The sequence below is a fragment of the Streptomyces lasalocidi genome, from assembly GCF_005280215.1.
Lineage (GTDB): Bacteria > Actinomycetota > Actinomycetes > Streptomycetales > Streptomycetaceae > Streptomyces > Streptomyces longwoodensis.
In genome coordinates this window covers 6540130-6555165 of the sequence record NZ_SZNQ01000001.1, presented here as the reverse complement: position 1 = coordinate 6555165, position 15036 = coordinate 6540130, and the positions used below count along the sequence as shown (strand labels likewise).

Here is a 15036-nt window from a genome sequence, read left to right as displayed (position 1 = left end):
CCTAAGCCGTCCGCAGGAACCGGTCGAGGACGCGGACGCCGAAGTGCAGCGCGTCGACCGGGACGCGCTCGTCGACCCCGTGGAACATGGCCTGGTAGTCGTAGCCCTCCGGCAGCTTCAACGGGGTGAACCCGTAGCCGGTGATGCCGAGCCGGGAGAACTGCTTGGCGTCGGTGCCGCCCGACATGCAGTACGGCACCACGTGCCCCTCGGGGGCGAACTCCCGTACCGCGTCGGCCATCCTGGCGTAGGTCGGGGAGTCCACCGGCGCCTGGAGGGCGACCTCGCGGTGGTCGAACTCCCAGTCGACGTGGGGTCCGGTCAGCTCGTCGAGCGTGGCCCGGAACTCCTCCTCGTGGCCCGCGAGGTGGCGTCCGTCGACGTGGGCGACCGCCTGGCCGGGGACCACGTTGACCTTGTAACCCGCGGACAGCATCGTCGGGTTGGCGCTGTTGCGCACCGTCGAAGCGACCAGGTCGGCGGCCGGGCCGAGCTTCTCCAGCAGGCCGTCGACGTCGCTCAGGTCGGTCTCGATGCCGTACAGCGCGGCCAGTTCGGTGAGCGCGGCCCGCACGGTCGGGGTGAGCCGCAGCGGCCACTCGTGCTCGCCGATCCGGGTGATCGCCGCGGCGAGCCGGGTGACCGCGTTCTCCCGGTTGACCTTGGAGCCGTGCCCGGCGCGGCCGCGGGCGGTGAGCTTCAGCCAGCCGGTGCCGCGCTCCCCCGCCGCGATCGGGTAGATCTGCCGGCCGGCGCCGTCGTGGAAGGTGAACGCGCCGGACTCGCTGACGCCCTCGGTGCAGCCCTCGAACAGGCCGGGGTGCCGGTCGGCGAGGAAGCCGGAGCCGTCCTCGGCGCTGGCCTCCTCGTCAGCGGTGAAGGCGATCACGAGGTCCCGCCGGGGCCGCACGCCCTGCCGGGCCCAGGCGCGCACGACCGCCAGGATCATCGCGTCCATGTTCTTCATGTCGACCGCGCCGCGCCCCCACACGACGCCGTCGCGGACCTCGCCGGAGAAGGGGTGCACGCGCCAGTCGGCGGCCTCGGCGGGCACCACGTCCAGGTGGCCGTGGACCAGCAGCGCGTCGGCGGACGGGTCGCTGCCCTCGATGCGGGCCACCACGTTGGTGCGGCCCGGGGTGTTCTCCAGGAGGACGGGTTCGAGGCCGGCGCCGGCCAGCTGTTCGGCCGCGTACTCGGCGGCGGGCCGCTCCCGGCAGTCCCCGCCGCCCCGGTTGGTCGTGTCGATCCGGATCAGGTCCGAGGTGAACCGCACGACCTCGTCCAGCGCCTGCCCGTCAGCCATACTGCTCCTCCACCGCGGCCGAGGCGATCGTGGTGACCGCCTTGAAGGTGCGGATCGCCTCGTACATCGTTTCGTGCGTGTAGGCGACCTTGCGCTCGCCGGTGCGGCCGACACCGGGGACGACCGTGACGGCCGTCGCCAGGTGTTCGGCGTCGAACTCGACGGCGACTGTATACGGTCCACCGCGGACCGGATCCCGGCGGCCCGCCAGCGCCACGGCCTGCTTCGCGGCGGCCCGGATGTCGGCGGCGGTGCGGGCCGGGGTCCGGCACACGGCCGCGTACCGCGACACGTGGTCCTTCACGGCCACCTTCAGCGCCTCCGGCGCGTAGCCGAGGGCGTCCTCGCAGGCCAGGTCGTCGCCGGTGACCAGCACGACGGGCACGCCGTACTCGGCGACGACGTGCGCGTTGAGCAGGCCCTCGCTGGCGCGCACGTCGTTCAGCCACACGCCGGTGATCTGGTTGGCGAGGTAGGTGTGGGCGAGGACGCCCTCCATGCCGGCGCCCGCGTGGTAGCCGATGAACGCGATGCCGTCGACGTCGCCGTGCTGCACGCCCTCCACCATGGACAGCGCCTTGTGCCGGCCGGTGAGCATCTGCGCCCGGTCGTCGAGGCGTTCCAGGAGCAGGTTGCGCATCGTCCAGTGCGCCTCGTTGATCAGCACCTCGTCGGCGCCGCCGTCGTGGAAGCCGAGCACCGCGGCGTTCACGTCGGAGGTGAACATCGCCCGGCACCGTTCCCACTGCGGTGTCCCCGGCAACACGTCGGCGGGCCAGGTCACGCCGGTGGCGCCCTCCATGTCGGCGCTGATGAGGAGTTTCATGCTGCGCACGTTACGCGGGGGGACGGGGGCCCGTCACGAAGGGGGCAGGTGGCGGGGCCCGACGAGCGCCGGCGACCGCGCCCCCGTCCCCCCGGCCCGCTCAATCCTCGCGTCCGGCGACGAGCCACAGGGACGGCAGGCGCACCGTGGTGCCGTCGGGGCCGGACTCGGTCGTGGTGAGCGGCGCCCGCCCCGAGGCGAGGACGCTCAGGCCGGCGGAGCGCAGGTAGCGCGGCACCGCGTCGTCGGCGACCTCGCCGGGCGCTATCCCGTGGCGGAATACGGTCGCCAGCTTCGGCGGCGGCCCCGACGGGCCCTGGGCCAGTGACCCGAGCACGGGCCGGGCGGCCTCGGACAGTTCGACCAGCAGCGCGCGTCCGCGCCGCCCCACCAGCGTGGCGATCCCGTCGGCCAGGGGCTGCCGGTCGTCGGGGTCGCACTGGTGCAGCACGCCCCGCAGGTACACGTTGGCGTCGCCCAGTTCGGCGTGCAGGGCCTGCGTCTCGCCCTTGTCGGCGGCGTTCAGCTGCCGGTACGCCGCCCGTCCGGCGGGGTCGGCGCGGCGGGCGTGGTCCAGCGCGGCGGCGGCCAGGTCGGCGCCGACCACGTGCGGGAAGCGGCCGGCGAGGAAGCGGGTCTGGGTGCCGTTGCCGCAGCCCAGGTCGACCAACGGCAGCCCGGCGTCGAGCAGGTGGGGGGTGAGCAGGGGCAGGTGGAGTTCCGCGGTGAGCGCCGGGTCCGCGTCCCAGAGCACCTCCCCGGGTCCGCCGGGCGCCTCGCGCCAGAAGCCCTCCCAGGCCTCCCGGTACCGACTGGTCACGCTCATGCCCGACTCCCCAGGACGCACGGCCGGTCCGTCGCAAGTGACGGTTCCGTACGGTCTATCGCCCCCGGGGGCGCGCGGACAAGCGCCCGGCGCACAACTTCACTTCCTCCACGCCCTGTTCGGACGCGGGCGCCACACGTCCCCGTGGCCTCAGCGACGCGGCAGGGTCAGCTCGAACCAGACCGTCTTGCCGGCGCCGGTACGGCTGGTGCCCCACTCGCGGGCCAGGGCGCTGACCACGCGCAGTCCGCGTCCGGCCTCCGCCTCGGGTCCGGCGTTCCTCAGGGTGGGCAGCTCGTGGTCGTCGTCGTCCACCTCGCACAGCAGCGTGTCGCCGCGCACCAGCCGGACCTCGACCGGGCGCGCGCGGGTGTGCCGCACGGCGTTGGTGACCAGTTCGCTGACCATCAGTTCCGCCGGGTCCGCGAGCCGGGGCAGGCCCCAGCCGTGGAGCTGCTCGCGCACGACGACGCGGGCGCGGCCGACCTGGGCGGGCTCGGGCGGGAAGCGCCACTCGGCGACGTCCTCGGGGGCGATGCCGTTGAGGCGGGCCATCAGCAGGGCCACGTCGTCCTTGCGGCCGCCGCGGGTGTTGAGGGCGCGGATGATGGTGTCGCAGGCGTCGTCCATGGAGGCCGCCGGGTGGGCGGCCGACGCGCACAGGGTCGCCAGGCCCACTCCGATGTCCTCGCCGCGCATCTCCACCAGCCCGTCGGTGCACATCACCAGCCGGTCACCGGGCTCGACGGGCACCCCGACCGACTCGAAGGGCACCCCGCCGACGCCGATGGGGGCGCCGGTGGGCAGCTCCAGCAGCTCGCTGCGGCCGTCCCCGGCGCGCACCAGCACCGGCGGGATGTGACCGGCGTTGGCGAGGTGGAGCACGCCCGCGATCGGGTCGTACACGGCGTAGAGGCAGGTCGCGAGGTAGCCGTCGCCGAGGCGCTGGGCGAGGTCGTCGAGGTTGCGCAGCAGCTGGGCGGGCGGCAGGTCGAGGGCGGCCATGGTCTGCACGGCCGTACGCAACTGGCCCATCATGGCGGCCGAGTTGAGGCCGTGGCCCATCACGTCGCCGACCACCAGGGCGGTGCGCGCGCCGGGGAGCTTCACCGAGTCGAACCAGTCGCCGCCGACCCGGCCGAGGAGCGTGCCGGGCAGATAGCGGGTGGCGATGTCGCAGCCCGTCCGGTGCGGCGGGATGTGCGGCAGCATGCTGTCCTGGAGGGTCTCGGCGACGCTCTCCTGGTACGTGTACATGCGGGCGTTGTCGAGGACGAGGCCGGCGCGGGCGGCGAGTTCGGCGCCGGTGACCTTGTCCATGTCGTTGAACTCGGCGCGCTCGGGGTGGCGCAGCAGGATCATGAAGCCGAGGACGACGTTGCGGGCCTTGAGCGGCACCACCAGCATCGAGCGGCCCGTGATCAGGGGCCGGATGTCGCGCTTGTCGAACTGCGAGGCGATGGCGTGGCCGAGCTGCTCGCTGATCCGCGGCACCAGGACGGGCTCGCCGGTCGTCATGCACTGGAAGAACGGGGTGTGCGCGGGGAACGGCATCGCCTCGCCGACGGGTACCACGTCGTCCCAGCGGCCGGGTTCGTCGGTGTGCTCGAGGGCCACCCGGTGCCACAGGGTGGTCGTGTCGGGCACGCCCTTCGCGAACCCCTCACCGGCGACGACCTGTTCGCGCAGGTAGGTGCCGGCGACGTCGGTGAAGCGGGGCACGACGGCCTTGCTGACCTCGACGATGGTGCGGGCGAGGTCGAGCGAGGTGCCGATGCGGCCACTGACCTCGTTGAGGAACTCCAGGCGCTCGCGGACGGCGGCGTACTCCAGGTCCTCGCCCTCGTCCGCGAGGTCGTCCGGTATCGGCAGCCCCTCGGCGGCGGCCCGGGCCGCCCGCTCGCGGCGCGCCCGGCGCTCCACCCGGCGCGAGACGCCCCAGTCCGGGGTGACCGGGACGCGCGCGTTCTGGCTGAACTCCAGTACCGGATAGCCCAGTTCGAGGACCTGCGAGACGATGCGGGCGCTCTCCCCCACGCTCATGCTGGGCAGGATCTCGGGGAGCCGGCCGGCGAGGTCCTCGGCGCCGGGGAAGTCGGTGTGCAGGGCGAAGCCGGGCGCGATCCGCTCCACCGCGAAGGGGTCGGCGGGGTCCTGCGCCCCGCCCGTGCCGTCACCGCCGTGGCCGTCGGCACCGCCCCCACCGTCCTGCTCGTGCAGTCCGGCCGCGTCGGCGGCGAGCACCAGCAGCCGCTCCCGGCCGGGTCCGACGAGCGGGTAGGCCCACCACAGCACGTCGACCCGGTCGCCGGGGTCCGGCCGGTCCCCGGTGGCGTACTGGGGCACGGTCAGCCGGGCGCGGCCGGCCGCCGGGTAGGACAGGCCGTGGTCGAGGGAGCTGCCGAGGCCGGGACCGAGCCCGTCGAGGGCTGCGTAGTCGTCGTACGGCAGGTCGTCGTCCACGTCGGGCAGCGCGCCGGAGACGGGCAGCAGGTCGACCGCGGGCTGTCCGACGGCCTCCTCCTTGGCGACGCCGAACAGGCGCCGGGCGCCGCTGCTCCAGTGCGACACCAGGCCGTCGCGGTCCACCACGACCACGGCCAGCGGGACGCGCCCCGCGTCCGCGGGGTCCCCCGGCCCTGCGGTGTCCGTTCCGCGGCGGGGAGGTGCTTCCCTCTCGGTGCCACGGTCCATGGCCCAGGCCCTCTCTCCCCAGAGCTGTGCAAGATCTGTTCCGCTGGGCCCACCGTACGGCCCGGGTGTGGCGTGTGTGCGTCAATCCCGGAATTGTTTCGACCATGGCCGGGAGGGGTAAACCGTGCCGTCCGCGCGCCTGCCGGGCCGGGCGGCGGGAGCGCTCCCGCCGCCCGGCGGCGTCAGTCCTCGTGGCCGAGTTGCAGGTCACGCTCGGTGCGGCCGCCGCCGGCGACCTGGAGCACGGTGGCGACCGGCGGGTAGCCGGCGGCGATCACGGTGTACTCGCCGGACGACAGGTCGACGAAGCGGAACGTGCCGTCGGGGCCCGTGGTGAGGGTGTCCACCACGTTGCCCGCCGCGTCCAGCAGCGTCACGCGCGCGTCCTCGACCGGCCGGCCGCCGCTCGCGCGGACGGTGCCGCGCAGCACGGCGCCCCCGGCGAGTTCGATGTCCTGGCGGGTCTCGCGGGAGGCCTGCACGCTGACCGGCAGCGCGGCCGGGCGGAAGGCGGGCGCGCTGGCCGCGAGGGTGTACTCGCCGGCCACCAGCTCGGTGATGACGTAGCCGCCCTCGCGCGCGCTGCGGGTGCTCGCGACGACCTCGCCGTGGACGTTGGTGAGGGTGACGGTGGCGTCGCGCACCGGGGTGCCGTCGGCGGTGACGACGCTGCCGGCGAGGCGTCCGGCGCCGCCGAGGACGACGTCCAGCTCGACGGGGCGCTCGCCGACGGTGACGGAGACGGCCTGCGGCTGGTGCCCGCCGGCGGCGGCGATCAGCACGTAGGACCCGGAGCCGGGTGCGGCCAGCGCGTACCGTCCGTCCTCGCCGCTCGCGCCGCGTCCGACCTGCTGCCCGGCCACGTCGATGAGGGTGAGGGCCGCGCGGGGTACCACGGTCCCGTCGGAGTGCTGGACCGTGCCGCAGACGGCGACGCCGGGCGTCTGCGGCGCACGGGACGCGACGGGGGCGCCGCCGGCCGCGGGGTGGGGGACGGTCTGCGGGTGCGGGGTGGTCACGGGCTCGGTCTCCGTCCCGGTGGTGGGCGTGTGGGCGGTCGCGGCGGCGGTGTTCACCAGGGGGGTCTCCTTGAGGAAGAAGGCGAGGAGCAGGCCGAGGAGGAGGACCGGCACCAGGTAGAGGAAGATCCTCGGCATGGCGTCGGCGTAGGCGTGGATGTAGGCGTCGCGCAGGGCCGGGGGCAGGGTGTGGACGAGCTGCGGGGTGATCGACTCGGCGTCGGGCAGCGCGGCGCCCGCGCGGGCGGGCAGCCGGTCGGCGAGGGCGTCGGCGAGCCGGTCGGCGAAGAGGGTGCCGAAGACGGCGGCGCCCACGCTGCCGCCGATCTGGCGGAAGTAGTTGTTGGCGCTGGTGGCGGTGCCGAGGTCGGCGGGGCGCACGGAGTTCTGCACGGCGAGGATCAGGACGGGCATCACCATGCCGATGCCGGCGCCGAGCACGGCCATCGACAGGCTGTACTGGAGCCGGGGGGTGTCGACCTCCAGGCGGGAGAGCAGCCACATGCCGGTCGCGGCGAGCGCCGAGCCGAGGATCGGGTAGAGCCGGTAGCGGCCGGTGTGGCTGATCAGCTGCCCGGAGACGATGGACGCGACGACGATGCCGCCCATCATGGGCAGCATCAGCAGCCCGGACTCGGTGGCGGTGGCGCCGTCGACCATCTGCAGGAAGGTCGGCAGGTAGCTCGCGGCGCCGAACAGCGCGACGCCGATGACGAGGCCCACCAGGCCGGTGACGGTGAAGACGGAGTCGCGGAACAGCCGCAGCGGCATGAGGGGTTCGGCGGCGAAGCGCTCGGCGACGAGGAACAGCGCGGTGGCGAGGACCGCGCCGGCGCCGAGGCCGAGGATGACGCGCGAGTCCCAGGCGTACTCGGTGCCGCCCCAACTGGTCAGCAGGACCAGGCAGGTGGAGGCGGCGGCGAGCAGCAGGGTGCCGACGACGTCGAACCGCGGCCGGGTGCGGGGCTTGGGCAGCTTCAGCACGGTGGCGACGACGGCGAGCGTGACCAGCCCGAAGGGGACGTTGACGTAGAAGCACCAGCGCCAGGACAGGTGGTCGGTGAAGTAGCCGCCGAGCAGCGGGCCGGCCACCGAGGCCAGTCCGAACGCGGCCCCGATGAGGCCCATGTACCGGCCGCGCTGCCGGGGCGGCACGATGTCCGCGATGATCGCCTGGACGCCGATCATCAGCCCGCCCGCGCCGACGCCCTGGACGGCGCGGAAGGCGATGAGCTGGTCCATGGTCTGCGCCCGGCCGGCCAGCCCGGAGCCGATGACGAAGACGACGATGGCGAACTGGAAGACGCCCTTGCGGCCGAGGAGGTCACCGAGCTTGCCGTAGACCGGGAGGCCGACGGTGGCGGTGAGCAGGTAGGCGGTGATCGCCCAGGACATCTTGTCCAGGCCGTGGAGTTCACCCACGATCCTGGGCAGGGCGGTCGCGACGATCATCTGCTCCAGCGCCGCCAGCAGCAGCGCGAGCATCAGCGCGAAGAAGACCAACCGCACCCGGCGCGCGCCGGGTTCGGGCGCCGGGGGCGCCGCGTCGGGCGGCAGCTCCACCGCGGCCACCGCGGCCGGTGGGGCCACTGCCCCGGTCGCCCCGGCCGCCTGGGCCGTCCCGGTGGCTGCCGCGGTCCCCGCGATCCCCGCCCCCGCGTCCGCGTCCCGCTCCAGCGTGCTCCCGCGCACCTGCCGCTCCCCTCGTCGCACCTGCCGCACAATTCCCGCGTAAAGCGACAACTCCGAGCAAGCACGACGAGTTACGGCGTCGAACCGGTCCGAAAGGAGAACCACTCGAACCGGTGACGGGGACCAGCGGGGCCCAACGCCCAAGGAACGGGCGGTGGTTACGCCGGCTTCTCGACCTCGGTGGCGAGCCGGGCGAGGATCGCGTCGTAGATCCGGCCGAGCCCCTTGGGCGCGAAGGTCTTCTCGAAGAAGCCGCCGATGCCGCCGGCGCCCTGCCAGGTGGTGGTCACCACGACCCGGGAGCGGCCCTCGCCCGCGGGCGTGACCCGCCAGGTGGTGACCATGGAGGAGTTGCGGTCCTTCTCGACGAGCTCGCCGTCGGTCGGCTCGCTGACCTCCAGCAGGCAGTCGCGCACCCGCTTGCTGGTGGCCTGGAGCTTCCAGTGCACCAGGGTGCCCTCGCCGTCGCCACCCTCGCGCACCTCGTACTCGCTGAACTGCTCGGGCAGCAGCTTGCCGCGCGTGCCGCTGTAGTCGGCGATCGCGTCGAACACCGTCTCCGGGTCCGCCGCGACGACCCGTTCCGTCGTGGCCTCGACCTGCGCCATTGAGTTCCTCCAGGTCCTGGTTTCTCGGGGCTGGGGCAAGCCAACCACCCCGGCCGTCGGCCGCCCAAATCGGGGCCCCGCAAGCGGCCGGCGAGGGCCCTCGCGGAGCAGCCGCCAAAGCAGTCGCACGATCATGGGAACAGATGTTCTATTGTGGGGTCTGCGCTACCGAGGAGGCGTCATGCGCTGGGAAAACCTCACAGTGGGACCCGCGGAACACGGGGCATCCGGGGAGCCGGCGGAGTCCGCGGGGTCCGGGGAATCCGCTCACGGCCGGGCCGACGCCGCGCTGTTCGGCGCGGACGCGGTCACCACCCGCACCTTCGACACGCCGGAGTTCCGCGGCATCACGTTCCACGAGATCCGGGCCCGCTCGATCCTCAACCGGGTGCCGGGCGCCTCGCGCATGCCCTTCGAGTGGACGGTCAACCCCTACCGGGGCTGCACGCACGCGTGCGTGTACTGCTTCGCCCGCAAGACGCACAGCTACCTGGACCTCGACACCGGGATCGGCTTCGACACCCAGATCGTGGTCAAGGTGAACGCGCCCGAGGTGCTGCGCCGCCAGCTGGCCTCGCCCCGCTGGCACGGCGACCACGTGGCGATGGGCACCAACGTCGACTGCTACCAGCGCGCCGAGGGACGCTACCGGCTGATGCCGGGCATCCTGTCGGCCCTGCGCGACCGGGCGAACCCCTTCTCCATCCTCACCAAGGGCACGCTGATCCTGCGCGACCTCGACCTGCTGCGCCAGGCCGCGGACGTCACCGACGTGGGCGTCTCCGTCTCGGTCGGCTTCACCGACCGCGAGCTGTGGCGCACCGTCGAGCCCGGCACCCCGGCCCCCGAGCGGCGCCTGGAGGTGGTGCGCGCCCTCACCGACCACGGGCTGGACTGCGGCGTCCTGATGGCGCCGGTGATCCCCTTCCTCGGCGACGAGCCCGCCCAGCTGCGCGCCACCGTGCGCGCGATCGCGGCCGCCGGGGCCACCTCGGTCACCCCGCTGGTGCTTCACCTGCGCCCGGGGGCCCGCGAGTGGTTCATGGCGTGGCTGGGGCAGCACCACCCGCACCTGGTGCGGCGCTACGAGCGGCTGTACGCGGACGGCGCCTACGCCCCGACCTGGTACCAGCGCCGGATCACCCGCCAGGTCCACGACCTCGCGCGGGAGTACGGCATCGGCCCCACGCGCGCGGGGATGCCCCGCCGGATCACGCCCCCGGAGCCGGCCGAGCAGCCGGAACCCTCCGGGCCGACCCAGCTCACCCTGCTCTGAGCCCCACCGGGCCGACCCGGCCCACCCTGCTCTAAAATCGAACGTGTGAACGATCCCGGTCCGTCGCGTCTCGCGCTGCTGCGCTTCCTCGAGCGCGTGCAGCTGCGCGACCTGGAGCGCACCCGCTGGTGGATCGCGCTGGAGGAGCGCCGGGAGGCCGAGAAGCAGCGGGGCGTCGAGGCCCGTCCGCCCGCACCCGAGTGGGTGCTGGAGCTGGGGCTGAACCGGGACGCGCCGGCGGCGTACGTCCACGCCGGCGACTGCTGGAACGCCGCCCGGCGCAGCCGGGGCATCAGCAGGGAGCAGGCGCTCCGTGCCCTCGCCGAGGGCGTGAGGGCCTGCCCGCACTGCCGGCCCGACAGCGCGCTCGGCTACCAGGAGGGCTGAGCGGCCGCACGCGGGGCCCAGGGGGGCGGAGCCGTCGGGCCCTCGGCCCTCCGATGCCGGGCCGTCACGCCGTCCAGTAGGGGCCGGAGACGACGCGGTGCAGCAGCCGTACCGGGCGGCCGTCCGGGGTGGTGGGCCGTACCTCGAACCACAGCCGCTTGCCGGCGGGGACCGGCACCGAGTGCGCGAACTGGTGGCCTCCCCCGCCCCGCCGGTCGACAGCCAGGTAGGCGGAGGCGTTGCGGTTGTTCAGGTCGGTCACGTAGAACCGGCCCTCGATCCTCGTCCCCGGGTCGGTGGCGTCGTCGACGTAGAGGTGGACCAGGGTGTCGTGGATGACCGGCCCGGTGTGCAGGACGCCGTCCCTGCGGAAGGCGAGCGCGGTCCACTCGCCGCTGGGCAGGTCGACGTCGACGGCATTGGCCTCGTACAGGCTGTTGGGCACTTCGTCCTCCTCCACGTGGGGCCAGCGGCCCGCCGGTTGTGCCAGGCACGCCTTCAGGTCGGCGCGGAACGTCGTCATCGAGAAGCCGCGCGGGTCCGGCTTCTGGTCGGACCACTCCAGGTGGCCGATGCCGGACTTCTCGCTCCAGCCGTGCGCGCGGCAGACGGCCGCGGTGGCCTTGACCATCGCGGTGTACTGCACCGGGGGCCAGGGGTCCCTGCCGTCGCCCCGGTTCTCGCACTCCCACCCGTAGAAGCGGGAGTTGCCGTCGACGGCGCCCGCGCTGCCCTCGTGCTCGTGCGGGGCGGGCGGCCGGGCGCCGTAGGACTCGTCGGCGACGGCCCTGAGCACCGCCGGGTCGCCGCCGCCGGCGTGGTTGGCACGGCCGTTGCCGACCAGGTGGACCGTGCCGTTCTTGGTGATGCACCCGGTGGCGAGCGGGCCGGGCAGGTCCGAACGCCCGTGGAAGATCATGCCCACCACGTCGGTGCCCGGACCGGTCACCGTGTGGTGGACGATCACGCCCTGGACCGGGCCCCAGGCGCCCTTCCGGTTGCGGTTGTTGGTGCGCCAGCCGGCCACCTCGTGGACGGTGCAGCCCTCGGCCTTGAGCGCGGCCACCAGCCGGTCCGCGCTGAGCGGTGTCGCCATGCCAGTCCTCCGATCACGGCCGGACGCTCCCGTTCCTGTTGTCCCGCCGTACGCGGCCTATTGCCCCGCCGGGGGCGGCCTACGCGGACCGGGCCCGCCGGGGTCGTGCGGTGACGGCCCGTCAACGGCCGTGCGTTCGAGGGCTTCCGGCGGCCCGATCGGGTCAAGAATCGGCGGAACGGGTTCGTCCGCGCCCCCGGTCCGGAACGATGCGGCGAGGGCCGTGACCCGCGCGGTCCGCTCACCCTCCGTCCTGGGAGGACCGGATGAGAAAACGCGCAGCCGTGCTGTGCGGTGCCGCCGCCGTCATGGCCGGGACCCTCACCGCCGTGCCCGCCGACGCCAGCCCGTCGCAGCCGCCGCAGACCGCCCGAGCGGCACAGCTCAGCTGGAAGAAGTGCGGCACCGACGACTACCCGACCCTGCAGTGCGCGTCCCTGAAGGTGCCGCTGGACCACGCGCGTCCGCGGGGCCGGCAGATCACCCTGGCGCTGTCCCGGGTGCCGCACACCTCCGCCACCTACCAGGGGCCCCTGCTGGTCAACCCCGGCGGGCCCGGCGGCAGCGGCCTGTCCCTCGCCGGGTTCGTCGCCTCCGCGCTGCCGAAGGCGGTGGCGTCCCAGTACGACGTCATCGGCTTCGACCCGCGCGGGGTGGGCCGGAGCACGCCCGCCCTGGACTGCCGGCCCGGCCACTTCGACCCGGTCCGCCCGGACTCGCTCCCGCTGACCGCGTCGGTCGAGCGGGCCAACGTACGGCGCGCCAAGGCCTTCGCCGCGGCCTGCGGCACCAAGTACGCGAGCGTGCTGCCGTACCTCGACACCCCGGACACGGCACGGGACATGGACGTGATCCGCCAGGCCCTGGGCGTGCGCCGGCTGAACTACTTCGGCTACTCCTACGGAACCTACCTGGGCGCCGTGTACGCCAAGCTGTACCCGCAGCGCGTGCGGCGCCTGGTGCTGGACTCGATCGTCGACCCAACCGGCGTCTGGTATGAGGACAACCTCGCCCAGGACCGTGCCTTCGACGACCGCCACCGCGCCCTGATGGCGTGGATCGCGCAGCACGACGCCACCTACCACCTCGGCACCGACCCGGCGCGGATCGAGTCCCGTTGGTACGCGATGCGCACGGCGCTGGCGAAGAAGCCGGCGGGCGGCACCGTGGGCGCGTCGGAGCTGGAGGACACGTTCCTGCCGGGCGGCTACTACAACGGCTACTGGCCGTACCTCGCCGAGGCGTTCGCGGCGTACGCCAACGACGGGAGGACCGAGCCGCTGGTGGAGGCGTACCGGAGCTTCGCGGCGGTGGACGCCTCCGGTGACAACGGCTACAGCGTCTACTCGGCGGTGCAGTGCCGGGACGCCGCCTGGCCGCGCACCTGGTCGCGCTGGCGGGCGGACAACTGGGCGGTGTACGGCAAGGCGCCGTTCATGACCTGGAACAACGCCTGGTACAACGCGCCCTGCGCGTTCTGGCCGACCTCCTCGCTGCGCCCGGTCGACGTCACCAACCGCAAGCTGCCGCCGGCGCTGCTGTTCCAGGCGACGAACGACGCGGCCACCCCGTACGAGGGCGGCGCGCTGGTCCACCGGATGCTGCGCGGCTCGAGCCTGGTGGTCGAACAGGGCGGCGGCAACCACGGCATCACCCTGAGCGGCAACGCCTGCCTGGACGACCACTTGGCCAGGTACCTCGCCGACGGCACGGTGCCGCGCGGCTCGGGCGGGGCCGACGCGGTCTGCGCGGCGCTGCCCGATCCGCAGCCGCTGAGCACCGCGGCCGCGGCCTCCGGTACGGCCCGCGGCTCCACGCTGCACCGCCTGCTGGGCTTCCGCGGCTGAGGAACGCCGGGGGCGGGGGCCGTCCGTCGGACCCGTGATCCATCATGGGAGGCATGAGCCGACCGACAAGGATCCCCGCCCCCGAAGGGGTCGCCCCCGCCGCCCAGTACGCGCACGTCGTGACGGCTACAGGCCGGCTCGTCGCGGTCTCCGGGCAGCTCCCGCTGGACGAGCACGGCGCGCTCGTCGGCGAGGGCGACCCGGCGGCCCAGGCCCGGCAGGTCTTCGAGAACCTCCGCCGCTGTCTGGCCGCCGCCGGGGCGACGTTCGACGACGTCGTCAAACTCACCTATTTCGTCACGGACATGGCCCACCTGCCGGCCGTGCGCGAGGCCCGCGCCGCGCACGTGCCCGACGAGCGCCTGCCCGCCTCCTCGGCCGTCCAGGTCGCGGCCCTGGTCCGCCCGGAGTTCCTGCTGGAGGTGGAGGCCCTGGCGGTGGTGGCCGCCTGACGCGACCGACCGCACCTCTGAGGGGGGTGTGTTCCTACCGCTGCCGCGGGATGCGCGCCAGCGCGTGCACCGCCGCCTCGGCGAGGGGCGGGTGGGCGAGGGCCTCGGTGAGGACCGGGCGGGCCCGGGTGTCGGCCAGGGCGCCGAGCCCCTCGACGCAGGCCAGGGCGACCCGCCGGTAGGGGTCGTGCGGGCGCAGGCGGCGCCGCAGGGTGGTGATCAGGGCGGGCACGGCCTCCGGGGCCCGCAGGTCGACCAGCAACCGCACCGGGTGCAGGGCGTAGGCCACGCGCAGTTCGTTGGTGGCGAGCGCGGCCGCGGCGCGGGCGGTGCGCGGGTCGCCGAGGCGGGCCAGGGCGTGGGCGGCGGAGGCGCAGCGCGGCGGGTCGCGGTGGTTGAGCAGCAGGACGAGGGTCTCGAAGGCCCGCCGGTCCCCGGCCGACCCCAGGCGGAACGCGGCCAGTTCGCGGGCCCACAGCGGCTGCGCCGGCGCGGTGAGCACCCCGGCCAGCACCTCGGTGTCGTCGGTGGCGGCGAGCCGCTCGAAGTCCGCCGTGCCGCCCGACTCCCGCCGTAAGCGCTCCGTGAGTGATCGCAACTCTTCGTCCATGACGCCGAGCGTAGGCGGCCCGCTCGGACCGCAGGAGGCAGATCACACACTTGGGTCGGGCTCGCATCCGGCTGGGGTCTGGCGCGCTCGTTACTCACCGGTTAAGCTCAGACGAGCGAGTCACCCACTCGCAGCAACGCCTCACGACGGCCTGGTGACGCAGCCGTCGGGAGCAGCAGTCGGTTCGGTGCCCCAGGTACCGCAGTACGGCCAGGCCCCGGGACAGGGCCGGCCGGATCCCCTTCCGTGCATCGGCCGGGCGTGTGCGCGCCCGCGGTGACGGCAGGACCGGGCGTGTGCGCTCGCAGCCCGAAGACACCCGCATCCCTCACGCACCCGGTGCGCCGCCTCGGCGCACCGGGGGGCGTTCCCAGTCGTCACCCTCATCCTGGAGTCC

The 15036-nt window shown here is 74.1% G+C and carries 12 protein-coding genes; 4 read left to right on the top strand and 8 right to left on the bottom strand.

The genetic code is table 11. The annotated features are described in order from the left end of the window. Position 1: 1 nt before the first annotated feature. The 6 genes from E4U91_RS29580 to E4U91_RS29555 all read right to left on the bottom strand — a co-directional run bounded on the left by E4U91_RS29580 (position 2) and on the right by E4U91_RS29555 (position 8971). Positions 2-1306 carry a M20/M25/M40 family metallo-hydrolase gene (locus E4U91_RS29580; protein ID WP_137309629.1) on the bottom strand — a complete coding sequence of 435 codons (1305 nt, stop codon included), beginning with the start codon at positions 1304-1306 and terminating at the stop codon, positions 2-4. After that, complete coding sequence (locus E4U91_RS29575; RefSeq protein WP_137309628.1) at positions 1299-2132, bottom strand: M55 family metallopeptidase; 834 nt, start codon at positions 2130-2132, stop codon at positions 1299-1301. Before E4U91_RS29575 ends, E4U91_RS29580 begins: the two co-directional genes overlap by 8 nt. Positions 2133-2232: 100 nt before the next feature. Continuing rightward, positions 2233-2958, bottom strand: a complete 726-nt coding sequence (locus E4U91_RS29570; protein ID WP_137309627.1) for a methyltransferase domain-containing protein — start codon at positions 2956-2958, stop codon at positions 2233-2235. 150 nt (positions 2959-3108) lie between these two features. Continuing rightward, on the bottom strand, positions 3109-5652 hold the full coding sequence (locus E4U91_RS29565) for an ATP-binding SpoIIE family protein phosphatase (RefSeq protein ID WP_137309626.1): 2544 nt from the start codon (positions 5650-5652) through the stop codon (positions 3109-3111). Positions 5653-5834: 182 nt separating this feature from the next. Further along, positions 5835-8363: an MFS transporter gene (locus E4U91_RS29560; RefSeq protein ID WP_422070916.1), complete on the bottom strand. Its 2529-nt coding sequence runs from the start codon at positions 8361-8363 to the stop codon at positions 5835-5837. A gap of 158 nt (positions 8364-8521) precedes the next feature. Continuing rightward, a complete protein-coding gene (locus tag E4U91_RS29555; protein ID WP_137309625.1) occupies positions 8522-8971 on the bottom strand; it encodes an SRPBCC family protein in 450 nt (149 codons plus the stop codon). A gap of 181 nt (positions 8972-9152) precedes the next feature. Between E4U91_RS29555 and E4U91_RS29550 the strand changes: the two genes are divergently transcribed. Further along, positions 9153-10247, top strand: a complete 1095-nt coding sequence (locus E4U91_RS29550) for an Rv2578c family radical SAM protein (RefSeq protein ID WP_241678737.1) — start codon at positions 9153-9155, stop codon at positions 10245-10247. Positions 10248-10292: 45 nt separating this feature from the next. Further along, a complete protein-coding gene (locus E4U91_RS29545) occupies positions 10293-10634 on the top strand; it encodes a DUF6233 domain-containing protein (RefSeq protein WP_137309624.1) in 342 nt (113 codons plus the stop codon). 64 nt (positions 10635-10698) lie between these two features. On the opposite strand, the gene E4U91_RS39220 is transcribed toward E4U91_RS29545, so the two are convergent. Then, a complete protein-coding gene (locus E4U91_RS39220; protein ID WP_168218189.1) occupies positions 10699-11730 on the bottom strand; it encodes a peptidoglycan recognition protein family protein in 1032 nt (343 codons plus the stop codon). Between the two features lie 266 nt (positions 11731-11996). Here E4U91_RS39220 and E4U91_RS29535 point away from each other — a divergent pair, with 266 nt between their 5' ends. Together E4U91_RS29535 and E4U91_RS29530 are read left to right on the top strand one after the other, a co-directional pair. After that, a complete protein-coding gene (locus E4U91_RS29535) occupies positions 11997-13577 on the top strand; it encodes an alpha/beta hydrolase (RefSeq protein ID WP_137309623.1) in 1581 nt (526 codons plus the stop codon). Positions 13578-13630: 53 nt separating this feature from the next. Next, positions 13631-14029, top strand: coding sequence for a RidA family protein (locus E4U91_RS29530; RefSeq protein WP_137309622.1), 399 nt, complete (start codon positions 13631-13633; stop codon positions 14027-14029). A gap of 34 nt (positions 14030-14063) precedes the next feature. On the opposite strand, the gene E4U91_RS29525 is transcribed toward E4U91_RS29530, so the two are convergent. Then, the gene (locus E4U91_RS29525; RefSeq protein WP_137309621.1) at positions 14064-14639 is read right to left on the bottom strand and encodes an adenylosuccinate lyase; all 576 of its coding nucleotides are present in this window, start codon (positions 14637-14639) and stop codon (positions 14064-14066) included. Between the last annotated feature and the right edge of the window lie 397 nt (positions 14640-15036).